The following is a 25,851-nucleotide window of genomic DNA, read 5'->3' as shown; positions in this document are numbered from 1 at the left end:
CACACTGTCAACAAGAACGTCGGCCACACTTCGAGGAATCACTGAACATGCAGACAGACGCGATGGATACTTCGCCGAGCAAGAACGAGGCCTCACAGCTGCCGCCGGGCGGGAGGCTGCTCATCGGCGTCCTGGTGGTCGCGGCATTCGTCATGATCCTCAACGAGACGATCATGAGTGTCGCGCTGCCGCGGTTGATGGTGGACCTGAGCATCACCGCAACGACCGCACAATGGCTGACCACCGGCTTCATGCTCACCATGGCCGTCGTCATCCCGACGACCGGATACCTGTTCCAGCGCTTCACGTTGCGTCAGGTGTTCGTCGCCGCGATGACGTTGTTCACCGTCGGCACCCTGCTGGCGGCGTCGGCTCCCGGGTTCGAACTGTTGCTCGCGGGCCGCATCGTCCAGGCCAGCGGCACCGCCCTCATGCTGCCGTTGCTGATGAACACCGTCCTCAACCTCGTTCCGGCCCACGAGCGAGGAAAGATGATGGGCGTCATCTCCATCGTGATCGCCGTGGCTCCTGCCGTCGGCCCGACGATCTCCGGCATCATCCTCGACGCACTCGACTGGCGCTGGATGTTCTGGCTCGTGCTGCCGATCGCGTTGATCGCCTTCGGCATCGGCGTCGGACTGGTCAAGAACGTGACGCCGACCAGCAGGCCATCCTTCGATGGGTTGTCGGTCGTACTGTCCGCGCTGGCATTCGGTGGACTCGTCTACGGGCTGAGCAGCATCGGCCACTCCGCCGAGGGATCGTCGATCCCCGTGTGGATTCCGTTGACCGTCGGAGTGGTTGCGCTGGCGATCTTCGTGATGCGACAGATCGCCCGTCAGGACTCGGAGCGTGCCCTGCTCAACATGCGGCCGTTCTCCACACCGACGTTCACCATCGGACTCGGCATGCTGATGATCAGCATGATGGCCCTGTTCGGTGCCTTGATCCTGCTGCCGATGTACCTGCAGAACATCCTCGGACTCGACACGCTGACCACCGGACTCATGCTTCTGCCCGGCGGTCTGACGATGGGCTTGCTCGCGCCGTTCGTCGGACGCGCGTTCGACCGAATCGGCCCGCGGCCCCTCGTCATTCCCGGGGCGATGATCGTCAGCGCCGCTCTCTGGGCGATGACCCTGCTCGACGCCGAGTCCTCGCTCCCGATGGTCGTCGCGATCCACTGTGTTCTGTCGGTCGGTCTCGCCACGATCATGACACCGCTGATGACGTCGTCGCTGGGATCGCTGCCGAAGCACCTGTACTCGCACGGCAGCGCGATCTTCAACACCCTCCAGCAGTTGGCGGGCGCCGCCGGTACGGCACTGTTCGTGACCGTCATGTCCACGACGGCAGCCTCACGCGTTGCCTCCGGAGTCGCGGAGACCGCGGCCAGCCAGGACGGTATCCACACCGCCTTCCTGTGCGGAGGCGTCGTCTCCCTCGTCGCGGTAGCGGCCTCGTTCTTCATCCGCAGGCCTGCAGCCGACCAGCCGGCCGAGCGCGTTCAGCCGGAGGAAGTCAGGACCGCCTAGCGCCCGTACCGTGCCCGGCGGTTGAAGCCGCTGGACAACGGTTACTCCAGTCGGCATGACCAACACCCCTGACCACAGCAACACCCCTGACCACAGCAACACCCCTGACCACAGCAACACCGATGCCCGCTCCGAGGATTCTCCGAAGGGCGGGCATCCTGGTCCCGTCGACGAAGGCAAGAACGGCGGCATGGCCACCCGCGAGCTCGCTCCGGATCTCGCCGACGGGGATGCAACCGACGGGGATGCAACTGAAGGCAAGTCCTCGGACTGACGCCCGGCGTCGAACTCGCACCACGTGCGGTCCGCGATATCCGGCGTTACGGTGTTGAGCCGAGCCGAGCCGAGCCGAGCAGTGAGGACCGTCCGTGGATCTTGCCCAGTACGACGTATTGAGTTTCGATTGTTACGGCACTCTGATCGATTGGGAAACCGGAATCGCCGCGGTTCTCGCGCCCTGGGCGCGGGATGTCGGGCTGACGATGTCCGACGAGGAACTGTTGCTCGCGTACGCCGCGAACGAGGCGCAGGCCGAGGTGGATTCACCCGGGTCGCTGTATCCCGACATCCTCGCCGACGCGTTCCGTCGCACCGGCGAGGTTCTCGGGGCTCCGGTCTCCGATACGTGGGCGACGCGCCTGGGCAGTTCGGTCCCCGAGTGGCCCGCGTTCGCAGACAGTCACGACGCTCTGGCGGCTCTCGCGTCGAGATACTCGTTGATCATCCTGTCCAACGTTCACCGCGACGGATTCGCCGGAAGCAACGCCCGTCTCGGCGTTCGATTCGACCGGATCATCACCGCGGAGGATGTCGGAGCGTACAAGCCGGCACCCCAGCACTTCGACGCTCTCGACGCCACGCTCGCGGATCTCGGCATCCCGAGGACCCGACTTCTGCACGTCGCGCAGAGCCTGTTCCACGACCACGTCCCTGCTGCGCGCCACGGCCTCGACTCCGTGTGGATCAACCGTCGACACGCACGACCGGGGTGGGGCGCGACACCCGAGCCGACGGGCGACGTCGGCTACGGTCTCGAGTTTCCGTCCATGGCGGACTTCGCTGCCGCAGCTTTAGAGTCGAACGACTGATGACGGCGGACGCACCGCCGATGCACACTGCTCTCTCGACACCAGCGTGAGGGAGCGTGATGGCAGGGCTGCGGGTAGTGATCGCCGATGACGACGTACTGCTGAGGGAGGGGCTGTCCAGCCTGCTGACTCGGGCCGAGCTCGACGTGGTCGGCACGGCAGGCGACGCGGAGGAACTGCTCGCACTGGTGGACCGTGAGCGTCCACAGTTGGCGATCGTCGACATCAGAATGCCGCCGACCTACACCGCGGAAGGGCTCGACGCCGCACTCCGCATTCGCAGCGAATTCCCGGGCGTCTCGATGCTTCTGCTCTCCGCTCACGTCGAGGTGGAGCATGCGCTGGAACTGCTCGACGACATGAAGAACGGGTCGGCCCAGGGCATCGGGTATCTGCTCAAGAGTCGCGTCACCGACGTCGACGATTTCGTCGGCGTCGTCGAACGCGTCGCCGCAGGATCGTCCGTGATCGATCCCGCGCTCGTCTACGAGTTGGTTGCGGCGAAACGCCGCGACGATCCGCTGGGCGCGCTGACCGCGCGGGAACGCGACGTGCTCACTCACATGGCCGAGGGGCTGTCCAACGCCGGTATCGGCCGTCGCCTGTGGATCACCGAAGGCACCGTCGAGAAGCACGTCCGCAGCATTCTCACCAAGCTGGATCTGGCCGAGACCGCGGACGACCACCGACGCGTGCGCGCCGTGATCATGTATCTCGACACACTGTCGTGAGCAGCGTTCGAATCGACTCGGCCGACAGGTCGAACTTCGGCAGGAACCCGACGGCCGAGCTCGATTCCACGAGGTCCGCGAAGTCGTCTTCGTCGTGCGTGGACACCAGGATGATCGACGGCCGTGATTCGGCGCCCGCCTCGGCGATTGCTTCCACCACATCGAACCCGCTCTCGTCACCGAGGTCGATGTCGACCAGAACCAGATCCGGGCGTGCGCCCAGGACGATCTCCACCGCCTGCGCGAGCGTCGACGCAGTTCCGACGACCGTGACCTCTGCCGCCTCCAACATTCGGCGCGCCGACAGGCAGAACGCGTCGCTGTCGTCGACGATGAGGCAGCTGCGGGCGAAGGACTTCACTTCACCCAGGGTGTCAGACGCCGCCTCGGCCGACATGCCCGCTAGCCGGAATACTCGTCCCGCGGGCTACGTCCGATGACGACGTCCGTGACGCGTAAGGAGCGCCTCGTCACCCTGGTGCTGCGTCCCAGCTCCCCTCCCGTCGCCTGCGGAATCGCCCTCGCCGCGGCGCTCGTTCTGGTCGAGATCGTCGTGGTTCTGATGCTCAAACGGATCGCACCCGAGAACGCCTTCGGCGCGGTCTTCCTGTTCGGTGTGCTGGTCGTCTCCGCCGGTTGGGGATTTCGGTTGTCGATCGCGACCTCGATTGCCAGCGCCGCGGCATACGCGTACATCCACGTCATCGAAAGCAGCGAAAGCCTGGTCCCCGCAGTCGTCGTCTTCCTGGCTCTCGCGCTGCTGACGAACACGCTCGTCGGGCAGTCCCGTTTGCGTGCAGTGGAATCGGCGCGGCAGAACCGCCGAGCCACGGCGTTGGCGCGACAACAAGCGTCGCTTCGACGGGTCGCCACCCTCGTCGCCTCCAGGGCCGAGCCGGACGAGGTCTACGCCGCCGTCACCGCCGAGCTCGCCGGAGGTCTCGGCATCGAGCACGTCTCCGTCGTGCATTTCGACCCCGTGCATTCCGACCCCGTGCATCTCGACCCCGTGCAGGCTCGTTCGGGGTTGGACAGCTCGACGCCGGGGACGTACGTGGTGCTCGCGGGGCGTGACACCACCGAAGGACATCGGCTCACTCCCGGTGAAAGGCTCACGCTCGGCGGACACAACGTGTGCACCGCGGTCGCCGCGACGGGCCGACCCGCGACGATCGACTTCACCACCGCAACAGGCGATATCGTCGACCGTCTCCAGGGCCGAGGAATTGCACTCGGCCTGGGCGTACCGATCAGCGTCGACGGAAGAATCTGGGGTGCGATCGTCGTCGGCTCCACCGAGAGCTCGGTCGAGCCCGATCTGCAAGACCGACTGACCGACTTCGCGGACCTCCTCGCCACCGCCGTCTACAACAGCGAGACGCGAGAAGAGCTCACCCGGTCGCGGGCTCGTGTCGTCGCCGCTGCGGACCAGGCCCGACGGAGCATCGAACGAGACCTGCACGACGGCGCGCAACAGAGAATCGTCTCTCTCGGAATGGAATTGAGAACAGCACAGGCCGTCGTTCCCGAGGATCTGCGCGAGCTGAGACAGAGCCTGGACCGCAGTGTCGACACACTCGCGCAGATACACTCCGATCTCCGCGAGCTCTCACGCGGCATACACCCCGCCATCCTCTCGCGCGGCGGACTGGCGCCTGCACTCAAGACGCTTGCTCGTCGCAGCCCGGTACCGGTATCGCTCACGACGGACATTCCGGTCCGCCTGGACGACTCCATCGAAGTGGCAGCGTATTACGTCGTCGCCGAATCACTCACCAACACAGCCAAATACGCCGGCGCCTCACATGTCCAGGTGACTGCGGTCGTCACCGACGGCGACCTGACCCTCACCGTCGCCGACGACGGTCGGGGCGGCGCCGACCCCACCCTCGGATCGGGCCTGATCGGTCTGCACGACAGGGTGGCGGCAGCAGGCGGCACGCTGGCACTGCACAGCCCTCCCGGTGCGGGCACGTCTCTCACGGTCACCATCGCGGCGCCTACCGGCTAGCCGGTATCGCGCCCGGCCGAAATCAGGCACACGGTGTGGACGCCAGCCGCGACGACATCGACGCGCGCGTGGACGAGTGTTCTGGGTACCACCCTTTCGGGGCCCAGCATTTCCATTCGAGGAGCTCACCATGCCGTACATCACCACAACCGACGGAACCGAGATCTACTACACCGAGCAGGGCACCGGTAAGCCGGTGCTGCTCAGCCACGGGTGGCCGCTGTCCTCGGATGCGTGGCAGCTCGAACTCAAGCTGCTCGCCGACGCCGGATACCGCGCCATTGCCCACGATCGCCGCGGCCACGGACGTTCCTCGAAGACCTACACCGGCAACGACATGGACACGTATGCTCGCGACCTCGCCGAACTCGTCGAGGCACTCGATCTGCAGGAGCTCACTCTCATCGGTCACTCCACCGGAGGCGGCGAGGTCGTCCGCTACGCAGCGCAGCACGGCGGAACCCGCGTCGCCCGGGTCATCACGGCGGGTGCCGTACCTCCCATCATGCTGAAGTCCGACGCCAATCCGGAGGGCACCCCGATCGAGGCGCTCGACGACATCCGCAACGGCGTCCTGACCGACCGGTCGCAGTTCTACAAGGATCTCGCCGAGCCGTTCTTCGGGGCCAACCGCGACGGCGCACAGGTGTCGCAGGGAGCGAAGGACGACTTCTGGCGTCAGGGCATGCTGGTGAACCTCGCCGCGGCGTACGACTGCGTCAAGGCGTTCTCCGAGACCGAGTTCACCGAGGACCTGAAGGCTCTGACCGTTCCCGTGTTCATCGCTCAGGGCGACGACGATCAGATCGTGCCGATCGCCGCGGCAGCGCTGAAGTCCATCGAACTCGTCAAGGACGGCACGCTCAAAGTCTATCCCGGTGCACCGCACGGCATCCACGGCGATTACCAGAAGGCCTTGGACGCAGACATTCTCGCTTTCATCGCGAAGTAGCGCGGGCCGTACCTCTCTTCCGTGCGTGTGGAGTCACGACCGTGGTGGTTCCACACGCACGGCACGGAATCTGCCCGATACTGCAAATTACATAGTGCAACATGCAGTCACGGGTGTATCGTCATCGCCACAGTGCGCAGCGTCCATCGTCGGGATCGGCGCGCCTGCCAAATCGATCTGTGCTCGTGGACTCGTGGACAGTGCCCACGAACCGTCCACGTGAGAACACGTGACGCTTCGGACGGAGCAACTCGATGGTCGGGACATGCACTCCCCTCGTTCGTGCGCGAATGTCGGCTCTCACCCTCCTCGCACTCGGGATGACCGTGCTTCTGGCGTGTAGTTCCACCGCCGGCACGGACTCCGCTTCCAACGCCGACTCCAATGCAGGATCGGAGACGAACGCGAGCGCACTCGCCGAGACTCCTCCGCAGGTTCCACCCGCGTCGATCGACCGGGCAGCCGTCGACGCCGCCGTCGGACAACTCGACGGGTACGTGGAGGACATGATGGCACGAACGGGCGCTCCCGGTATCGCCGTCGCGGTCGTCTACCAGGACGAAGTGCTGTATTCGAAGGGATTCGGTGTTCGGAAGGTCGGCGAACCGGACCCGGTGGACACCAGCACGATGTTCCAGCTTGCCTCGGTGTCGAAGCCCGTTGCGTCGTCGGTGGTCGCCTCGCTGGTCGGCGAAGGCAAGCTCGAGTGGGACGAGCCGATCCGCCGGTTCGAACCGGGTTTCGCGGTGTCCGATCCGTACGTCACCGAGAACGCCGGCTTCACCGACCTGATGTCGCACCGCTCCGGCCTGCCCGACCACGCAGGCGACCTCCTCGAGGACCTCGGCTACAGCTACGACGAGATCATCGCTCGCTTGAATCAGGTTCCGTTGGAACCGTTTCGAGACAACTACGACTACACCAACTACGGGTTCTCCGCAGCAGGCGTGGCAGCAGCCAAATCCCAGGGCACCACGTGGGCGGAACTGTCCGAGGAGAAGATCTACGAACCCCTCGGCATGACCAACACGACGTCGAGCCAGCAAGAATGGGTCGACTCACCCAACCATGCCTTCAATCACGTTCCGACGGAACCGGGTTCGACCACGTGGGAAGCGAAGTACGTCAGCGATCCCGAAGGCCAGGCCCCGGCGGGTGGTGCAGCGTCCTCCGTCGACGACATGGCCCAGTGGATCCGCATGGAACTCGCGGGCGGGGAGTACGACGGCACCACCGTCGTCGAGCCCGAAGCCCTGCAGTTCACCCACCAAGCGCATTCTCTCGCCCACCCCGCGGAGACGCCAGGAGCGCGAGACACTTTCTACGGCATCGGCTTCAATGTCGGCACCGACAGTCAGGGCCGCGTCGAGGTCAGTCATGCAGGGGCGTTCGGACTCGGCGCGAGCACCGACGTCGTGATGCTACCGAGCGAGCAACTCGGCATCGTCGTACTCGCCAACACCGCACCCGTCGGTGTCTCGGAAACCATTGCGGCACAGTTCATGGACTACGCCAAGAACGGTGAACTCACCGTCGACTGGGCGCCGTTCATCGCAGGCCAGTTCGAGAAGATGGTCGCGCACGGCCGTTCCGAGACGGACTACGAGAATCCGCCCGCGTCGACGACGCCTGCGCGGGAGCCGAGCAGCTACGTCGGCACGTACACCAGCCCGTTCTACGGCACTGCCGAAGTCACTGCCGAAGGCGACGAACTGGTGCTGAAACTCGGCAAGGAACTGCAGTCGAGTTACCCCCTCACCCACTACGACGGCGACACCTACTGGTTCGAGCCCGTCGGCGAGAACGCGTCGGGGCCTACGGGTGCCGAGTTCGCCCTCACCCCCGGGGCGCCGACCACACTCACCGTCGAGTATCTCGATCCTCTCGGACTCGGCACGTTCACCCGCTCCTGACTTCGTAGACGCCCACGACACGAACGGACCCCAGACGATGCACCGCACTTCAGGCAAACTACTGACCATTCTGTTCACTGCAGGACTGCTCGTCGCGGCATGTTCGTCGGGCAACGACAGTGCTGTGTCCGAGAGTGCTGTGTCCGAGAGTGCTGTGTCCGAGAGTGCTGATTCGTCCTCGGCCCTCGTGCCGTTCGACACTGCGGCGATGGACGCGGTAGTGGACGAGAAGGCGAAGGAATACCGCGAGATCGGCATGGTGGTGTTGATCCGGACTCCGAACGGCGAGTACGTGAACACCTGGGGCAGCACGGATGCTGGTACCGCGACGCCACCTACGCTCGACACCAAGGTGCGCGTCGGGTCCAACACCAAGACGTGGACGGGCACCGTCATCCTGCAGATGGTTCAGGAAGGCAAGATCTCCGTCGACGACCCGGTGAGCCAGTATCGCCCCGATGTCCCCAACGGTGAGAACATCACCATCGGACAACTCCTCGACATGCGCAGCGGTCTCTACAGCTACACCCAGACCGTCGAGCTCAACCGAGCGCTCGACGAGGATCCCGAAAGAGTCTGGCAACCAGAGGAACTGGTTGCACTCGGGCTCTCGAACCCGCCGACGTCCGCTCCGGGCACCGAATACAACTACTCCAACACCAACACCGTGCTGCTCGGGCTGATCGCGGAGCAATTGGACGGAAAGCCGATCGCGCAGATCTACCAGGATCGACTGTTCTCCGCGCTCGAGTTGACGGACACCTCGTTCCCGGCGAACACCGACACCTCCATTCCCGCGCCGTACACCGCCGGATACTCCTACAGCGGAAACCTCGAAACCCTCGGCGAAGGAAAGGAATCGCTGTCGCCCGAACGTATCGCCGCCATCGACGCAGGCTCCGTCACGCCGAGAACGACGACGAACGACAACCCGTCGTGGACGTGGTCTGCCGGACAAGGAATTTCGACGGCGAACGAGATGGCCACGTGGGTGAAGGCTCTCGCCGTGGGCGAACTGCTCGACGCCGACACCCAGCAGCTGCGGATGGACAGCATCACCCCGAGCGACGACACGGGAACCGCGGCGTACGGCTACGGAATCGCACAGATGGGTCCGCTGTACGGGCACATCGGCGAGATGCCGGGATACAACTCCTTCATGGGATACGACCCGGAGAACGACGTCACGTTCGTAGTCTGGGCCAACCTCGCCCCGGCGGTCGACGGCAGCGCACCCGCCGCCAAGGTCGCCCGAGAACTGTTCCCGTTCGTGTACGCGGCGCCGTCCGCCGAAGCCTCGAACGCCGTCGAGGAGCACAGTGACGATGCCGGCGAGTGACAGGCAGGCACATGACAGGCAGGCACATGACAGCTCGGGCCGATAGTTAGGATCGGGACGTCGGCGCCGATCGGCGATCGGTCTTTCGGCAGGAAGGACCATCGGTGGCGCAGGGCGATCTGAACACAACCTCGTACGTCATCCTCGGATTGCTCGCCACGCGGGATTGGACGGCTTACGACATCTCGGTGCAGTTCGGCCGTGGAGTCGCCGAACTGTGGCCCCGGGCCGACCGCCAGCTGTACAACGCGCCGAAGAAGCTGCTCGAACGGGGCCTCGTCTCGGCATCGACGGATCCGGTGGGCACCGGCCGCAGCCGCACCGTCTACTCGATCACCGACGCAGGCCGCGACGCCCTCGCATCATGGCTCGCGACGGCGTCCAGGCCGTCGGCCATGGAGTTCGAAGGCATGATTCGGGTGCTGTTCGCCGAACAGGGCTCGCTCACCGACCTGCGCAACAACATCACCACGATGCGCGATCAAGCCCGGCAGACCCGTGCACTGTTCCTGGCCCACGCCGAGCGTCTGCACGACGTCGACAACTCGACGTTCCCCGAACGCCAACACCTGATGACGCTGGCCAACCGCTTCATGATCGGCCACTTCACCCACATCTCCGACTGGGCGGAGTGGGCTCTGACCGAAACCGACACGTGGTCGGACACGACGTCTCCGGCCACCACTCACCGCGAACGCAGCCGCGCCATTCTCGAGGAATCTCTGGAGCAGGATCGAACGCCACCGGACTGAACACTCCGGCCTGCAGGTTTGAGAGCACGCCGGGGTGGAATCCATGCTCGTGAACTCACCCAGCGGCGCAACTACGTGCTGAGCATTCTCGGACTCGTGTTGGCCGCGACGGCGCTGATCGTCCTGGCGCAGGTCGTGTCCGAGAAGTCGTCGATCCCTGCCGCAGCGTTGCTCACCGTGGCAGGTCTTGCGGTGTCGACGTCGTCGCTACCGGACATCGTGTTGGACCCGGAACTCGTGCTGACGCTGGTGATTCCGCCGCTGCTCTACAGTGCAGCGTTGAACTCGTCGCTGGTCGCGATCCGTCGCAACGTGTGGACGATCCTGAGTCTGTCCGTCGCGTTGGTCGTGGTGACGGCCTCCATCGTCGGCGTCGGATTGGCGCTGCTGATACCCGGGGCGACCCTCGCCGCGGGAATGGCCCTGGGAGCTGCCGTCGCACCGCCCGATCCCGTGGCTGCACTCGCGGTCGGCAGGCGAGCCGGCATACCGCCGAAGTTGATCACGCTGATCGAAGGCGAGGGACTGCTCAACGACGCGACCGCGCTGACGATGCTGACCGTCGCGGCCACGGCGATCGCGGCGCAGGACATGACCTTCACGCACGCGGGCGGACTCTTCGTGCTGGCCGCGGTCGGCGGAGTCATCGTCGGGTGCGCGATCGCGCTCGTCATCAGGTTCGTGCAGAAGTTCCTCGGCGATGCGCTTCTGCTCAATGTCGTATCCCTGGCCACACCGTTCGTCGCCTACGTCGCCGCGGAGGAAGTGCACGCGTCGGGAGTGCTCGCTGTCGTCGTCGCTGCTCTCTTCATCGGCCACGACACTCGCCACGCCGTGTCCGGAGCGAGCAGATTGCAGACGGGCGCCGTGTGGAGATTGATCGATCTGCTGCTCGAGGGTTTCGTGTTCCTGCTGATCGGCGAACAATTGCCGACGGTGATCGAGGGGCTTGCGGCCTACCCGCTCACCACCGTCGTCGGCGCCGTCGCGGTCACGCTCGCCGGCGTGCTGCTCGTCCGTCCCCTGTGGCTGCTCGGCACCGAGGCAGCGGCACGCATGGCCGACCGGTCTTCCTCTCGGTCTTCGCGGCTGTCGGGACGGGAGGTTGTGGTGATGAGCTGGGCGGGAACTCGCGGAGTGATCACCGTCGCCGCCGTGTTCTCGCTACCGCTGACGACGGAATCGGGTGAGCCGTTCGAGATCCGAAATCTATTGCTGTTCTGTGCTTTCGTGGTCGTCCTGGTGACCGTGGTGGCGCAGGGCACGACGTTCGCCCCTCTCGTGCGACTGCTGAACGTGCGGGCCGACCCCGCCGCCGAATCGAGGTTGCGCAACGAAGCGCGCGTGGGCGTGACGAAAGCGGCCTTGCAGCAACTCGATCACATCGCCGACGAGGAGGAGATCGACGACGACGGCCGCGCGCTCATGCGCCGCGAGCTCGAGGAGCGCATCGACCGGTACAACCGCAGGCTCGATCATCTCGACGAGACCGACGACGACGCACCCGTCATCTCCCCCGAGCAGCAGGCAGCGACAACGGTCCGCCGTCGCCTCATCGACGCCCAGCGCGAGGAACTGGTGCGCTGGCGTGACGCCGGGCGCCTCCCCGACGCCGGGATGCGGAGCCTCGAGCACGAACTCGACCACGAGGAGCATTCCTTCAAACAGCACCCGGACGAGACGGACCAGCCGGGCTAGGTTTTCCTCAGCGCAGTTTCCTCAGCGCAGTTTCCTCAGCGCAGTTTCCTCAGCGCGTGGAATCGCGGATGGTGAGGGTCGGCTGGAACTGCACGTGGCGTGGTTCGGCGCGGTGGTCCTGGGCCGATTCCTCCAGCAGATCCACCGCTGCCCTGCCGATGTCGCGGCTGGGCTGCCTGATCGAGGACAGCGACACGACGGCCGACGCTGCGAAATCGATGTCGTCGTAGCCGATCACGGCGATGTCGTCGGGGACGACCGAGTTGCCCAGCATCACCAGGCTCTGCAGAACTCCCAGTGCGAGCAGGTCGTTGGCGCAGAATATGGCATCCGGTCGGTCTTTCGGGGCGCGCTCGGCGATCGAGGCCGCAGCCGCTCGGCCTGCCAGCACGCTGGGCTCGCGGGTCGGCACGACCTCGATGACGGCGCCCGCCGCCTCCGCGGCCATGCGCGCGCCTCGCAGTCGATCCGCGACCTGTCTCAGCGAGGTGGGCCCACCGACGTAGGCGATTCTGCGCCGGCCCTGCTCACACAGATGACGGACGGCGAGTTCGCCTCCGGCGATGTCGTCCACCGCGACGGACGAGAACGACGTACCCGTTCCGTCGCGGTCGACCAGTACCACCGGGGTGCCTCGGGACTGGAGGAGTTCGAGTCGCTCGAGATCCTCCCCGACCGGAGACACCAGCAGGCCGTGGACACGTTGCTCGTCGAACGTGTCCAGGTAGAGACGCTCACGTTCCGGATCGTCGTCCGTGGACCCCAGCAGAACGGTGAGCCCTCGGTCTGTGGCACTGGACTCGACGCCTCGTGCGATCTCTGTGAAGAACGGGTTGCCGATGTCGAGCACCACCAGCCCGACGCATCGAGACCGGCCGGCACGCAGCTGCCGGGCAGCGTCGTTGCGGACGAATCCGAGTCGGTCGATCGCGGACATGACACGTTTCACCGTCGCGGGCGCAACCTTGTCGGGTGCATTGAGCACGTTGGACACCGTGCCGACGGACACACCCGCCGCCGCAGCAACCTGCTTCATGCTCTTCGCCACGACTGCAGTCTTACCAGCCGACCACGGTCACCGTGGGCGCGGGACCAACCGCTCGAGCTGAGTGACGTGGCCAGGGCCCAGTTCCTCCAACGCGGTGACACCCAAGAGACGCATGGTGCGTTCGACCTGCTCGGACAGAATGTCCACGGCACGGTTGACCCCGGCTTCGCCGCCCGCCATGAGCCCGTACAGGTAGGCGCGGCCGACGAGCGTGAATCGGGCTCCGACGGCGATCGACGCCACGATGTCGGCGCCGGACATGATGCCGGTGTCGATCATGACCTCGGTGTCCTTGCCGACCTCGCGGGCCACCTCGGGCAGAAGGTGGAACGGAATCGGAGCACGGTCGAGTTGTCGTCCGCCGTGGTTGGACAGAACGAGACCGTCGACGCCCAGTGCGGTGACGGCCTTGGCGTCGTCGAGCGTCTGGATTCCCTTGACGACGAGCTTGCCCGGCCACTGCTCCTTGATCCACGCCAGGTCCTCGAAGGTGACCGTCGGGTCGAACATCGTGTCGAGCAGTTCCGCCACGGTGCCGGACCAACGGTCGATCGACGCGAACGACAGCGGTTCGGTGGTGAGGAAGTCGATCCACCACTGTGGACGCGGCAGCGCGTTCAACACGGTTCCCGGTGTCAGTGCAGGCGGAATCGTCATGCCGTTGCGCTTGTCTCGCAGCCTCGCTCCCGCCACAGGAACGTCGACGGTGACCAGAAGGGTGTCGTACCCCGCCTTCGCGGCACGGTCGACGAGGCTCATCGACCGCTCGCGGTCCTTCCACATGTACAGCTGAAACCAGTTGCGACCGTGCGGGTTGGCGTCGCGGACGTCCTCGATCGAGGTCGTTCCCATCGTGGACAACGAGAACGGGATGCCCGCGCGAGCTGCCGCATGCGCACCGGCGATCTCCCCCTCGGTCTGCATCATGCGGGTGAAGCCCGTCGGGGCGATACCAAAGGGCTGCGCCACCGGTGCGCCGAGCACGTCCCATCCCGTCGACACCTTGGACACGTCGCGCAGGATCGACGGAGAGAACTCGATGTCCTGGAACGCCTGACGCGCCCGGCTGATCGACAGTTCGGCCTCCGCCGAGCCGTCGGTGTAGTCGAACGCCGCCGTCGGGGTCCGACGCTTGGCGATCCGGCGAAGATCCTCGATGGTCAGGGCGGCGTCGAGCCTGCGCTTCTTGCCGTTCAACTCCGGCTTCTTGAACTGCATCAGGGGCGCGAGATCGCGCACCTTGGGGATTTGCCTCTTGACCATGGTCAATCCTTTGTCGTGTGTGTCATAGCGCTGTGGTTCAAAGAGCTGTGGTTCAAAGAGATGCCGCCCGGCGGGAGGACGCAGGTTCGTGACGAACGGGAGGGAAGGTGGTTGCGACCGTGTGCCGCAGCCGTGTCAGATCTCCGGAGATCAACCCGTGGGTCCGTGCCTGTACCAGCACGTTACCCAACGCGGTCGCTTCGATGGGCCCGGCCAGTACGTCGAGTCCGGACCTGTCGGCGAGAATCCGGCACAGCAACGAATTCTGTGCTCCGCCGCCGACGACGTGGATCCGCCGCACGTCGATGCCTGCGAGTTCCGCGGCGTCGTACACCGCCGCGCTGAAGGCGACGGCCAGGGATTCGACGATCGCCCGAACCATCTCCACCCGTGACGACGGAACCGCAAGGCCACGATCGGAGTACCAGGCCGCGATTCGTGTCGGCATGTCGCCGCGAGGAAGGAACATCGGATCTTCGGCGTCGAAGACATGCGTGGGGGCCGGGCAGTGTGCCGCTGCCGCCAACATCTCCGGCAGGTCCACCGCCGCGCCGTCGGCTCGGCTCCATTCGCGCACCGATTCCGACAGCAGCCACAGACCCATCACGTTGTGCAACAACCGGTTGCGACCGTCCACTCCGGCTTCGTTGGTGAACCCCGCGTCGCGCACTCGGGAATTCACCACCGGCGAGGAGGTCTCGGCGCCGACGAGACCCCAGGTGCCGCAGGAGATGTAGACCGCCGAATCAGGATCCATCGGTACCGCGGCAACCGCGGAGGCGGTGTCGTGGGAACCGACAGCAGTGACCGACACCGACGGATCACCGTCCACCACACCGGGCAGGATCGGCCCGAGAACCTCGCCCGGGTCGACGACATCGGGAAACAGCGACCTGTCGATTCCCAGGAGATCCAGCAGGACATCGTCGAGCACGCCGTCGGTACCGAAAATGCCCGTCGTCGACGCGTTGGTGCGCTCGGCGACCTCGCGGCCGGTGAGCCAGTACGACACGAGATCCGGCACCAGTAGCACGCGGTCCGCTGGTTCGAGCAGACCGTCGGCCCGGTCCACCGCAAGCTGGTACACGGTGGTGAACGGGAGGAACTGCAAACCGTTGCGGGCGAACAACTCCGCGCGGTCGACGACGGATTCCACGAGCTCGACGCCCCGCTGGGATCGTTCGTCCCGGTAGTGGTGCGGCAACCCGACCAGGCGACCTCCGCGCATGAGGCCGTAATCGACGGCCCACGAGTCGACTCCGACGCTCACCAGGTTGTCCGCGTCGCGAGCGGCGTCGGCGAGACCACGCCGAACGTGCCCGAACAATCCGGGCACGTCGGTGTGCAGCGCTGCCCGCGACCCGTTCCAGAGCCGGCAGGGTTCGTTGGGAAACCGGGTGACGACGTCGAGACGCAGCACGTCCCTGCCTGCGGTATCGCTGCCGACGGTGCCGACCACGACGCGACCGCTCGTCGCACCGAGGTCGACGGCCGCGACCTGAGCTGTACTCATGCCCGTCTCATCTCAGGAAGGCGGCGGCGACACCCGCGTCGACGGGCACGTGCAGTCCGGTCGTGTGCGAGAAGTCCGACGTGCACAGTGCGAACGCGGCATTGGCGATGTTCTCCGGCAACACCTCTCGCTTGAGCAGCGTGCGCTGCGCGTAGAACTTGCCGAGGTCGGCCTCGTCGACGCCGTAGACCGCAGCGCGGGACGCTCCCCAGCCGGCGGCGAAGATGCCCGATCCCTGCACCACCCCGTCGGGGTTGATGCCGTTGACCTTGACACCGTGTTCGCCGAGTTCGGCGGCGAGCAACCGAACCTGATGTGCCTGATCGGCTTTCGTCGCCGAGTAGGCGATGTTGTTCGGTCCCGCGAACACCGAGTTCTTCGACGAGATGTACAGGATGTCGCCGCCCATCTTCTGGGCAATCAGCGCGGCCGCCGCAGCGCGCGAGACGAGGAACGATCCGCGAGCCATCACGTCGTGCTGCAGATCCCAGTCCGCGACGGTCGTCTCCAGCAGAGGCTTCGACAGCGAGAGGCCTGCGTTGTTGACCACCAGGTCGATACCGCCGAACGCGAGCACCGTCGCGTCGACGGCTGCCTGCACCGCAGCTTCGTCGGTGACGTCGGCCCGAACTCCGATGGCCACGTCCGTCGAGCCGATCTCGGCGGCGACGTCGGATGCTTTCTGCGCGTCGAGGTCGGCGATGACGACGCACGCGCCCTCCGCGGCCAATCGTGTGGCGATCGCCTTGCCGATGCCCGACGCCGCGCCGGTGACCAGGGCGATGCGCGTCGCGAGCGGCTTGGGTTTCGGCATCCGAGCGAGCTTGGCTTCTTCCAGCGCCCAGTACTCGATGTCGAACTTCTCCGACTCGTCGATGGGGCTGTAGGTGGACACCGATTCGGCGCCCCGCATCACGTTGATCGCGTTGACGTAGAACTCGCCTGCCACCCGGGCGGTCTGCTTGGTGGCGCCGTAACTGAACATGCCGACGCCGGGGATCAACACGATGGCCGGATCGGCGCCGCGCATCGCAGGTGAGTCCTCGGTCGCGAAGCGCTCGTAGTAGGCCTGGTAGTCCTTGCGGTACGCCTCGTGCAGTGTCTGCAGGCGTTCGACGGACTGCTCGATCGATGCGTCCGCAGGCAGGTCCAGAACGAGGGGCTTCACCTTGGTCCGCAGGAAGTGGTCGGGGCAGCTGGTGCCGAGCGCGGCCAGACGCGGATGCTCGGCGGCAGCCAGGTAGTCCAGGACCACGTCGGAGTCGGTGAAGTGCCCGACCTTGGGTTCGTCGGTGGATGCCATCCCTCGGATGTACGGGGCCAGGGCTGCGGCCTTGGCGCGTCGCTCGGCCTCCGGCAGGGCCGAGTAGCCGTCGAGCGCGGCGCCGAACGGTTCTGCTCGGCCGTGTTCGGCAAGGTAGGCCTGGGCAGCGCGGATGATCTCGAGCGAGTTCGCCTCCGACTCCTCGGACGTCTCACCCCATGCGGTGATGCCGTGTCCGCCGAGAATGCAGCCGATCGCCTGCGGGTTCTCGGCTTTGATAGCGGCGATGTCGAGTCCGAGCTGGAATCCGGGTCGTCGCCACGGAACCCACACCACCGTGTCGCCGAATATCTTTCGGGTCAGTTCGGGACCGTCCGCGGCGGTCGCGATCGCGATGCCGGAGTCCGGATGCAGGTGGTCGACGTGTGCTGCGTCGACGAGTCCGTGCATCGCCGTGTCGATCGACGGCGCCGCTCCCCCGCGTCCGTGCAGGGTGTAGTCGAACGACGCGACCATCTCGTCCTCGCGGTCCAGTCCCGGGTACACATCGACCAGTGCGCGCAGCCGATCGAGCCGCAGGACGGCCAGGCCGGACTCGGTCAGCGTTCCGAGATCGCCGCCGGATCCCTTCACCCACATGAGTTCGACATCGGCACCGGTCACCGGGTCGGTGTCGGTTCCCTTGGCGGAGGTGTTACCGCCGGCGTAGTTGGTGTTGCTCGGGTCGGACCCGAGACGGTTCGATCGTGCCAACAACGCTGCGACAGTCTCGTTCATCGTGTTCGCTTCCTGCTGTGTCGTCATTGCTCATGCACCCCAGGAGGTCTGGGTGCCGCCGACGCGGTCGGCTTCGATCTGCTGCTGATAACCCGATTCCGCGAAGGCTCGCATCGGGTCGGCCGGTAGACCGCGGCTCTCTCGCCACTCGGCGAGCCGCGGACGCACGTCGGTGTAGAAGGCATCCATGAAGATGCCGTTGGCGCCCAGTACGTCTCCGGCTTCCTGCGCCGTGGTGAGTGCCTCGGTGTCCACGAGAGCCGCGCGCAGCGTCATCTCCTGGACGTTGAGGACCGAGCGGATCTGCCCGGGTATCTTCGCCTCGACGTTGTGACACTGGTCCAGCATGAGCGCGAGGTCCGACTCGGGTGCGAGCCCTCCGCCGCGGATGACCTCGAACAGAATCCTGAACAGCTGGAACGGATCCGCCGCGCCGACGATCAGATCGTCGTCGGCGTAGAAGCGTGAATTGAAGTCGAAGGAACCGAGTTTGCCGAGGCGCAGAAGCTGCGCGACGATGAACTCGATGTTCGTTCCCGGCGCGTGGTGCCCGGTGTCGAGGCACACTGCCGCGCGCTCACCGAGCGCGACGGTGTGCGCGTAGGACGTGCCCCAGTCCGGCACGTCCGTCACGTAGACGGCAGGCTCGAAGAACTTGTACTCGAGCACCAACCGCTGGCCCTCGCCGACGTGCTGGTAGATCGCGGCCAGCGATTCCGCGAGACGGTCCTGCCGACCGCGAATATCGCCCTGACCCGGGTAGTTGGTGCCGTCGGCCAGCCACACCTTCAGGTCCTGCGAGCCGATCTCGGTCATGACCTCGAGGCACCGCAGATGGTGGTCGATCGCCTTCTGCCGCACGCCCTTGTCGGTGTGCGTGAGACTGCCGAACTTGTAGTCGTCGTCCTGGAAGGTATTGGAGTTCACCGTTCCCAGACGAACACCGAGATCGGCGGCGTAGGACTTCAGTGCCGTGAAGCTGTCGACGTTGTCCCACGGGATGTGAAGCGCGACAACGGGAGCCAATCCGGTGAGCCGATGCACGGTGGCTGCGTCGGCGATCTTCTCCTCGATCGTGCGGGGTGTGCCGGGGGTGCCGAACACCTTGAAGCGGGTTCCGGAGTTTCCGAACGCCCACGACGGGAGTTCGATGGCGAGGGCGTCGAGGATCGCGTCGGGACTGACGGTATGTGTGGTCACAGTGCAGGCTCTCGGGTCTGGGTGACTCCGTCTCGGGAGTCGGGAAGTTCAGGGGACACGACCGCACCGTATCGCTCGGTCTCGATCTCCGGCAGGGACTTTCCACGCGTGTTCGGTGCGAAGATCGCACCGATCGCGAGGGCGACGGTGAGCAGGCCGATGAGCAGCAGGCCGACGGTGGTGAGTCCGGTGGCGGCGAGCAGGGTCGGGAAGAAGTAACTCAGCAGACCGGTGGCGGTGCGGACGACGAAGAACATGAAGCCCTGGGCGCTGGCGCGGTACGGCGTCGCGAACAGCTCGCTCGCCCAGAGGCTGTAGAACGCCTGGGCACCGATGCCGCTGGAGATACCCCAGGTGATGGCGAAGATCAGCAGCGTCGGGAGTCCGTTGTCGGTGAAGAACACCAGGATTGCCCAGGCCGCGATGCCGAGCAGAGCCCCGATGGAGTAGAGCAGCTTCTGGGACACGCGATCGGCGAACTTCATGAAGCCGAAGTACGTGGCGAGCACGGTGCAGCCCCACACCAGAACCTGCAGGAGGTTCTGTTCGACGGCGCTCTCGACGCCTGCGCTCTCGTACACACGCGGCATGAAGATGCCTGCCTGTCCCGCGACGGTGTTCCAGAAGCCGTAGATCCCGATGAGGACCAGCAGCGCGGTGATGTTCACTTTCTTGGTGAACAGGCCCTTCAATCCGGCTGCGCCGAAGGTCTTCTCGCGTGCAGCCGCCCCTGCGGTGTCGCCCGTTTCGTTCTTCCAGATCACCGACTCGGGCAAGCCCTGGCGAATCCACCACACCACCGCGGCCACGACGAAGAGGTGCAGGAAGATGATGCGAGAGCCGAGTAGATCCAGGGGCGCGAGCAACGCAGCGAGTGCGAATCCGACGAACGGCCCGACCGACCACGCCAATTGCGCGGTTCCGACGTGTCGTGCCCGCTCACGCGACGGCGCCTGTTCGGCAATGTACGTCCACGATGCGGGTACACCTGCTCCGACGGCGATGCCGGTGATCACGAACGCGGTCAGCAACATGGCGAAGTTCATCGCGAACGCTGCGATCAGCACACCGACCATGTAGACCATCAGGTCGTAGGTGTAGATCGCCTTGCGGCCGAACCTGTCGCACAGCGGACCGCCGATGCCGGCGCCGATCGCCGCACCGAATGCATTGGCGCTGAACGCGGCCAGCAGCCCGACGGCGAGGTTGCTGATGCCGAACTCGTTCTGCCACAACGTCAACGACGTGGCGATGGCGATGATCGATCCGGCTTCGATGTAGTTGCTCATCGCGACCGATATGGTCGCTCGCCACCCGGTGGTGGACTTGGCGCCGATCTTCATGAGGGCTCCATGTAGTGAGGGGGGTCAGTGTGAGGGGGGTCGGTGTGAGGGTGATCAGGGGAGATGGAAGTAGTGGTGCAGAAACTCGAGAGGGGCGTCGGGGCGGGCCGCGGGTTCGAAGTACTGGGCCATGGTGGCCTGCCAGCGTGCGTCGACGTCGGTCGCGCTCATGGCCGTGGTCATCGCCGCGGGGTCGTCCGACTCGACGTAGCCGACGACGAGACCGTCCTCGGGTCGAAGGAACAGCGAGTAGTTCTTCCACCCCGTCTCGCGCAGAGCATCGAGCATCTCCGGCCAGACGGTCTCGTGCGCGGCCAGGTAGTCCTGCACCCGCTCGGGGCGCAGTTTCAACAGGAAGCACAGCTTCTTCGTGTCGGACAGAACCGATGCCATGGAGGACCTTCTCGACGATCAGAGTGTGGGGGCCACCATCGACTGTTGCAGATTCGACGGGATTGAAACGTTTCAATCGATGGCTTGGATCACATTAGGGCTCTCCAGTGCGCCGCGTCAACCCCTTGGTCTTCCGGAGCCGGGCTCGTCACTCGGACTCGCGCAGCACCTTGCTCAGACGCGCTGCCTGCACCGACAGGTGATGCCGCTCGGCGAGGTTCGATGCTGCCTGCGCTGCCTCGCCGTACAGCCGCGCGGCCGAGACCAGGTCCCCCGCCTTTTCGTGGAGGTACGCCGAAGCAGCGGCGAAGCGGGGCACGCTCGGATCCACTGCGCCGAGCGCCGCGAGACCCGAGGCCGCGCCGTCGGCCTCCCCCACGGCGATCGCCCGATTGAGCTGCACGACGGGGCTCGCGGTGATGGCGAGAAGTTCGTCGTACCAGCTCACGATCTGCACCCAGTCGGTCTCGTCGACGCTTCTGGCGTCGGCGTGCAGTGCGGCGATCGCCGCGTGCACTTGGAACTCGCCCAGTCGGTCGCGCGCCAACGCGGCCTGCAGGATGTCGACGCCTTCGCCGATCAGCGTGGTGTCCCACTGCGATCGGTCCTGCTCGGCCAGGGGGACGACGCTGCCGTCGGGCCGTGTCCTGGCACTCCGGCGGGCATGATGCAGCAACATCAGCGCGAGTAGTCCCGACGTCTCCTCGTCGTAGGTCGACGCGGCCAACTGCCGGGTCAGTCGGATCGCCTCGGCCGCGAGGTCGACGTCGCCGGTGTACCCCTCGTTGAAGATCAGGTAGAGCACCCGGCGAACCGTCGACAGATCTCCGTTCTCCGTGAATCGCACGTGCCCGACGGTTTTCTTCGCGCGGCTGATGCGCTGACCCATCGTCTTCTCCGGGACGAGGTACGCGTCGGCGATCTGCTTGGTGGTCAGGCCACCGACCGCGCGCAACGTCAACGCGACCGCCGCCGACGGCGTCAACGACGGATGCGCGCACAGGAAGAGCAGCTGCAGGGTGTCGTCGACGTTCTGGGTGTCCGCCGGTGGCGGCTCGGCCCAGGTCCGCAGCTCCCGTGTTCGACGGGCTTCGTCGGCTCGATGCCCGTCGAGAAACTTCCGCCAGGCGACGGTGACGAGCCACCCCTTGGGGTCCGACGGCATCGTCGTCGGCCAGGACGTCGTGGCCTGGATCAACGCTTCCTGCACGGCGTCCTCGGCTGTCGTGAAATCGAGTCCGCGACGAGTGAGGACGCCGATCACAGCGGGAGTCAACTGCCGGACCAGGACGTCGTCCATCCCGGGCCGATCCGGAGACGTGCCGGACCCGAGGTGCATGTCAGTCTTCGATGGTGGTGGGCGTGCTCATCAGCGGGCGGACTTCGAGCCACTCGTGAATCGGCTCACCGCCTGCACCGGGTGCGGCGGACAGTTCGGCCGCGAGCTCCAGCGCGCGGTCGTAGGAGTCGACGTCGATGACCATCCATCCGGCGATGAGATCCTTCGTCTCGGCGAACGGGCCGTCGGTGACCGGCGGCTTTCCCTGGCCGTCGTACCGGACCCACGCACCGGCCTGCTTCAGCGCCTGACTGTCGACGAACTCGCCGGTCTGCTGCAGCTTGGCGGCGAAGTCGTCCATGTACTTCAGGTGGGCCTCCACCTCGTCCTGTGTCCATTCGTTCATGGGGACGTCGTTGACTGCCTCGGGAGCGCCGCGGTAATGCTTGAGAAACAGGTACTTGGCCATGATGATCTCCTCGTCTCTGTGCAGCCTCTGTGGTTGCATCCAACCCTGGGACGGAACCGGGTGAGCGTTTTCGACATCGTCCCCGAAGATATTTCTCCGATTCGGCAAAAGAGTAGGTGTTACCTCTATTCACAGCTACTATGTGCTCCCATGAAGATGCGGTACGACGTCGCCGGTAGCGGGCCCACTCTCGTCCTCGTTCACGGAGTGGTTCACCGGAGGCAGGCGTGGGATCCGATCCTCGATCTACTCACGCCCTATCGACGGGTGGTCACCGTCGACCTGCTCGGTCACGGCGAGTCCCCCGCACTCGAGGCGAACGTAAGCGATCCGCTCGGCTACGTCGTCGATGCCCTCGACGATCTGCTCGGAGACTTCGACACTCCGGACGCGAAGCCTCACATCGGTGGTAACTCCCTGGGGGGCTGGCTGGCGATCGCCATGGCGTGCCGCGGGCGGGTGGCGTCGGCGACCGCGCTGTCTCCCGCCGGGTTCTTCGTGAACGACCTCGATCGACGCCGGGCGATCGGCACGTTCCGCGTTCTGCGGACCCTGGCCCGCGGAATGGGCGAGCATGCGCCTCGCCTGCTCTCCTACAAAGCCGTGCGCTACCCGGCCATCTCCGCGTTCTTCGCCCACCCCAGCCGTGTGCCGTACGCCGACGCCGTGGTGGACACCGCGTCCCTGGTCTCCAACACCTTCGTCGACGAAGGATTGGACGCGGTGTTCGAACTTCCCGTCGCGGCCGAGCCGCAGGTTCCCATCACCATCGCCTGGGGCCGACGCGACCTCACCCTGCCGATCTACGAGCGTGCAGTCGCGAAGCGGAACCTGCCGCACGCCACGTTCATCACCGTGCCGGGCGTCGGCCACGTCCCGATGAGTGACAACCCAGAGCTCATCGCGTCGATCCTGTTGGCGGGAAGCGAAACTCGCACGGCCTAGTCGAGAGCGCAGCGGGCCCCCTCCGGTGGGGATTTCAGGTCTACGAGGTACTCGGCCACGACCGTGTCGACGCAGTCGTTCGCTCCGGAGAACGCGACGGTGTGCTGGTCTCCGTCGACGGAGAGCAGTGACCCACCCAGCGTCTCGGCAAGGCTGACACCACCCGCGTAGGGCGTGGACGGGTCGCCGGTGATGGAGATGGTCAACGTGTCGGGCAGACCGTCGATATCGGTTGCGTACGGGAATCCCAGAGTGGGTTCGACGGGCCAGGATTCACACGGGTCGCGTGCACCTTCCGGCCCCAGACCTGAGTCGGTGAACGGCGCGATGCCCTGAATTCGCTCCTTGAGCTCGACCTCCTGTTCGGCAGTGTTGCGCTGCTCGTCGTTGCAGTTGATCGCGTACAGCGCCTCGGCGAAATTCGGGTAGGCGCCGTCGACGTCACGCCCACCGAACACGTCACTGATCTTCAGCAACGTCTCCGCCTGCCCCACCTGTAGTTCCGCGATGCCCTTGGTGATGACCGGCCAGACGGTCGAGTCGTACAGCCCGGCGATCACGGCCCCGTAGGCGGCGTCGAAGTCCATCTTCCTGCCGTCCGGGGTCACGATCGGATCGTCGATCAGCGGGCGGACGATGTTCTGGAAATTCTCGACGGACCTCGCCGGATCCTGCCCGAGAGGGCAGTCGGGCTCGGTGGCGCAGTCCGCAGCCATGGCGTCGAATGCCTCCTGGAACGCCGTGAACTGATCGATCCGACGGTCCGCTGTGCTCTGCAGTGGATCGATGGCACCGTCGAGCACCATGGCTCGAACGTTCTGCGGGAACATCTCTCCGTAGACCGCGCCCAGGCGAGTGCCGTAACTCTGTCCGAGGTAACTGAGCCGGTCGTCGCCCAGCACTTCGCGTAGCACATCCATGTCCCGGGCTGCGTCACGAGTTCCGACGTTCGCCAGAACGTCCTCGCCGCCGGACCGCTCGGCACATTGCCGAACCAGCTCGCGTGCCCCGTCTTCCGACAGCGACCTCGCTCCCGTCAGAACTGTCGTGTACGCCTCGCCTGCTTCGTTCTCGGCGTCGGTGAAGCAGTCGATGGCCGGCGTCGACGCCGCGACGCCGCGCGGATCGAATCCGACGATGTCGAACTTCTCGGTCAACGGACTGTCCGCCAGCGTTGTCGCCGCGGCTGCGGCCATGCTCATGCCAGGGCCTCCGGGGCCGCCCGAGTTGAGCAGCAACGACCCGATGGGCTCGCCTTTCGCGGGGACTTTCAGCAACGCGATCTGCGCCGTCCGTCCGTCGGGATCGTCGTAGTCGAGCGGGACGTCCACGCGCGCGCACCGAAACGTCGGATCGCTGACGAACGCTGCCTCGTCGGTCGACGTCGTGCCGTACCCCTCGCACGGCTCGAACGTCACCGCCTGATCGTAGAAGCGATCCAGATCTGCAGTCGTGTTCGGCTCCGGCTCGGCCTGGCTGCATGCCCCGAGGACGAGAACTGTTGCGGCCAGGAGGCTTACGCTCCGGCGCGGTCGGTGACGATAGTTCACGGGTGGCTCACTCCCTGTGTGTTCGGAAAGGTGTCGTTCACGAGACGCTTCGTGGAGCGTCGGAAAGCCCCGACGGTGACCAGGATCGCGAGGGCGAACAGCGGGGTGCCCATGGAGATCTTCGCGAAGGCCAACCACCCGGTGGCGTCGGTGTCGTAGAGGTGATCCTGCACGATGTAGCGGGCACCGAACAGCAGCGCGAAGGCGCCGGTCGCGATGTCGTGCGCACGCAGAGTGGAGCTATCCGATCGCCACGGGTACTTGTTGCCGTGCAGCGCGTTCCACAGGAGTCCGGTCAGTGGTCGACGCGCGAGCAGGGATGCCACCATCAGCGCACCCATGACCAGGCTGGTCCAGATTCCGATCAGGAAGTATCCGCCGGCCGAGCCCGTCCACGCGGCAACGGCACCGGCCGTCACGACGCCGATCAGTCCGCCGCTCGCCTGGACGATCGGTTCACCGCGCACCATTCTCAGCGCTGTCAGCACGACGGCGATGGCGACGGCGATTCCGATGGCAATCGGAAGCGAGGCCACCGCGTTGGCGGTCACGAAGGCGACCACAGGGACCGCCGTGTAGATCATTCCGCTCACGCCGCCGAGGTTGTTCAGCAGGAGTTGGGTGGCGTCGGCTTTCTTCTCGTCTCGAATCGGTGTGGGGTCCGGAGTCGTCATCGTGTCCTCCTCGTGTCGAAGTCGTCGCTCGGTCGTCTGTTCCCAGAGTCGTCGACACGCACGCTCCACAACAGTGCAGACGGGAATCGAAACCGCGCTACTTCGTCACGGGTC

At 65.7% G+C, this 25,851-nt stretch carries 23 protein-coding genes; 11 read left to right on the top strand and 12 right to left on the bottom strand.

The window, feature by feature from the left end:
* Window positions 1-47 precede the first annotated feature (47 nt).
* The 4 genes from BH95_RS24540 to BH95_RS24525 all read left to right on the top strand — a co-directional run bounded on the left by BH95_RS24540 (window position 48) and on the right by BH95_RS24525 (window position 3,354).
* Window positions 48-1,535, top strand: a complete 1,488-nt coding sequence (locus tag BH95_RS24540; protein WP_037163628.1) for an MDR family MFS transporter — start codon at window positions 48-50, stop codon at window positions 1,533-1,535.
* A 55-nt stretch (window positions 1,536-1,590) separates the two neighbouring features.
* Complete coding sequence (locus BH95_RS24535; protein WP_037184694.1) at window positions 1,591-1,809, top strand: hypothetical protein; 219 nt, start codon at window positions 1,591-1,593, stop codon at window positions 1,807-1,809.
* Between the two features lie 94 nt (window positions 1,810-1,903).
* Window positions 1,904-2,623 carry a haloacid dehalogenase type II gene (locus BH95_RS24530; RefSeq protein ID WP_037144935.1) on the top strand — a complete coding sequence of 240 codons (720 nt, stop codon included), beginning with the start codon at window positions 1,904-1,906 and terminating at the stop codon, window positions 2,621-2,623.
* A gap of 59 nt (window positions 2,624-2,682) precedes the next feature.
* A complete protein-coding gene (locus BH95_RS24525; protein WP_019663722.1) occupies window positions 2,683-3,354 on the top strand; it encodes a response regulator in 672 nt (223 codons plus the stop codon).
* Here the strand turns inward: BH95_RS24525 and BH95_RS24520 are convergent.
* On the bottom strand, window positions 3,329-3,715 hold the full coding sequence (locus BH95_RS24520; protein WP_347876821.1) for a response regulator: 387 nt from the start codon (window positions 3,713-3,715) through the stop codon (window positions 3,329-3,331). The genes BH95_RS24525 and BH95_RS24520 overlap by 26 nt on opposite strands.
* 75 nt (window positions 3,716-3,790) lie before the next feature.
* Between BH95_RS24520 and BH95_RS24515 the strand changes: the two genes are divergently transcribed.
* The 6 genes from BH95_RS24515 (at window position 3,791) to BH95_RS24490 (ending at window position 12,019) form a co-directional block, all read left to right on the top strand.
* Complete coding sequence (locus tag BH95_RS24515) at window positions 3,791-5,365, top strand: sensor histidine kinase (protein ID WP_037184690.1); 1,575 nt, start codon at window positions 3,791-3,793, stop codon at window positions 5,363-5,365.
* A 130-nt stretch (window positions 5,366-5,495) separates the two neighbouring features.
* Window positions 5,496-6,317 (top strand): alpha/beta fold hydrolase, encoded by an 822-nt coding sequence (locus BH95_RS24510; RefSeq protein WP_037163618.1) that lies wholly within the window; start codon window positions 5,496-5,498, stop codon window positions 6,315-6,317.
* Between the two features lie 290 nt (window positions 6,318-6,607).
* Complete coding sequence (locus tag BH95_RS24505) at window positions 6,608-8,230, top strand: serine hydrolase (protein ID WP_244165126.1); 1,623 nt, start codon at window positions 6,608-6,610, stop codon at window positions 8,228-8,230.
* Between the two features lie 37 nt (window positions 8,231-8,267).
* A complete protein-coding gene (locus BH95_RS24500; RefSeq protein ID WP_037163612.1) occupies window positions 8,268-9,569 on the top strand; it encodes a serine hydrolase domain-containing protein in 1,302 nt (433 codons plus the stop codon).
* Window positions 9,570-9,673: 104 nt separating this feature from the next.
* Complete coding sequence (locus tag BH95_RS24495) at window positions 9,674-10,321, top strand: PadR family transcriptional regulator (protein ID WP_019663728.1); 648 nt, start codon at window positions 9,674-9,676, stop codon at window positions 10,319-10,321.
* An 18-nt stretch (window positions 10,322-10,339) separates the two neighbouring features.
* On the top strand, window positions 10,340-12,019 hold the full coding sequence (locus BH95_RS24490) for a Na+/H+ antiporter (RefSeq protein WP_019663729.1): 1,680 nt from the start codon (window positions 10,340-10,342) through the stop codon (window positions 12,017-12,019).
* A gap of 49 nt (window positions 12,020-12,068) precedes the next feature.
* On the opposite strand, the gene BH95_RS24485 is transcribed toward BH95_RS24490, so the two are convergent.
* The 9 genes from BH95_RS24485 to BH95_RS24445 all read right to left on the bottom strand — a co-directional run bounded on the left by BH95_RS24485 (window position 12,069) and on the right by BH95_RS24445 (window position 22,568).
* A complete protein-coding gene (locus BH95_RS24485) occupies window positions 12,069-13,055 on the bottom strand; it encodes a LacI family DNA-binding transcriptional regulator (RefSeq protein ID WP_037145010.1) in 987 nt (328 codons plus the stop codon).
* A gap of 39 nt (window positions 13,056-13,094) precedes the next feature.
* Window positions 13,095-14,330, bottom strand: coding sequence for an alpha-hydroxy acid oxidase (locus tag BH95_RS24480; RefSeq protein WP_037184683.1), 1,236 nt, complete (start codon window positions 14,328-14,330; stop codon window positions 13,095-13,097).
* Between the two features lie 52 nt (window positions 14,331-14,382).
* On the bottom strand, window positions 14,383-15,843 hold the full coding sequence (locus BH95_RS24475; RefSeq protein ID WP_037184681.1) for a rhamnulokinase: 1,461 nt from the start codon (window positions 15,841-15,843) through the stop codon (window positions 14,383-14,385).
* 7 nt (window positions 15,844-15,850) lie between these two features.
* Window positions 15,851-17,911, bottom strand: a complete 2,061-nt coding sequence (locus BH95_RS24470) for a bifunctional rhamnulose-1-phosphate aldolase/short-chain dehydrogenase (RefSeq protein ID WP_080738095.1) — start codon at window positions 17,909-17,911, stop codon at window positions 15,851-15,853.
* 3 nt (window positions 17,912-17,914) lie between these two features.
* Window positions 17,915-19,084, bottom strand: a complete 1,170-nt coding sequence (gene rhaI, locus BH95_RS24465) for an L-rhamnose isomerase (protein ID WP_019663734.1) — start codon at window positions 19,082-19,084, stop codon at window positions 17,915-17,917.
* A complete protein-coding gene (locus BH95_RS24460; RefSeq protein ID WP_019663735.1) occupies window positions 19,081-20,427 on the bottom strand; it encodes an MFS transporter in 1,347 nt (448 codons plus the stop codon). The genes rhaI and BH95_RS24460 overlap by 4 nt, the downstream gene beginning before the upstream one ends.
* Window positions 20,428-20,481: 54 nt before the next feature.
* The gene (locus tag BH95_RS24455) at window positions 20,482-20,820 is read right to left on the bottom strand and encodes an L-rhamnose mutarotase (protein ID WP_019663736.1); all 339 of its coding nucleotides are present in this window, start codon (window positions 20,818-20,820) and stop codon (window positions 20,482-20,484) included.
* Between the two features lie 148 nt (window positions 20,821-20,968).
* Window positions 20,969-22,120 carry an RNA polymerase sigma factor gene (locus BH95_RS24450; RefSeq protein ID WP_208601213.1) on the bottom strand — a complete coding sequence of 384 codons (1,152 nt, stop codon included), beginning with the start codon at window positions 22,118-22,120 and terminating at the stop codon, window positions 20,969-20,971.
* 40 nt (window positions 22,121-22,160) lie between these two features.
* On the bottom strand, window positions 22,161-22,568 hold the full coding sequence (locus tag BH95_RS24445; RefSeq protein WP_027498833.1) for a YciI family protein: 408 nt from the start codon (window positions 22,566-22,568) through the stop codon (window positions 22,161-22,163).
* 150 nt (window positions 22,569-22,718) lie between these two features.
* Here BH95_RS24445 and BH95_RS24440 point away from each other — a divergent pair, with 150 nt between their 5' ends.
* Complete coding sequence (locus tag BH95_RS24440) at window positions 22,719-23,513, top strand: alpha/beta fold hydrolase (RefSeq protein ID WP_020111901.1); 795 nt, start codon at window positions 22,719-22,721, stop codon at window positions 23,511-23,513.
* On the opposite strand, the gene BH95_RS24435 is transcribed toward BH95_RS24440, so the two are convergent.
* Window positions 23,510-25,063, bottom strand: a complete 1,554-nt coding sequence (locus tag BH95_RS24435) for an alpha/beta fold hydrolase (RefSeq protein ID WP_037184679.1) — start codon at window positions 25,061-25,063, stop codon at window positions 23,510-23,512. The two genes, BH95_RS24440 and BH95_RS24435, sit on opposite strands and share 4 nt — an antisense overlap.
* A complete protein-coding gene (locus tag BH95_RS24430) occupies window positions 25,060-25,737 on the bottom strand; it encodes a DUF3159 domain-containing protein (RefSeq protein ID WP_244165125.1) in 678 nt (225 codons plus the stop codon). Before BH95_RS24430 ends, BH95_RS24435 begins: the two co-directional genes overlap by 4 nt.
* Window positions 25,738-25,851: the final 114 nt, after the last annotated feature.

The sequence above is a fragment of the Rhodococcoides fascians A44A genome (assembly GCF_000760735.1).
In the GTDB taxonomy this organism is placed as follows: Bacteria; Actinomycetota; Actinomycetes; order Mycobacteriales; family Mycobacteriaceae; genus Rhodococcoides; species Rhodococcoides fascians_E.
Note: the sequence above shows the minus strand (reverse complement) of the source record. Positions and strands in the feature narration are given on the sequence as shown.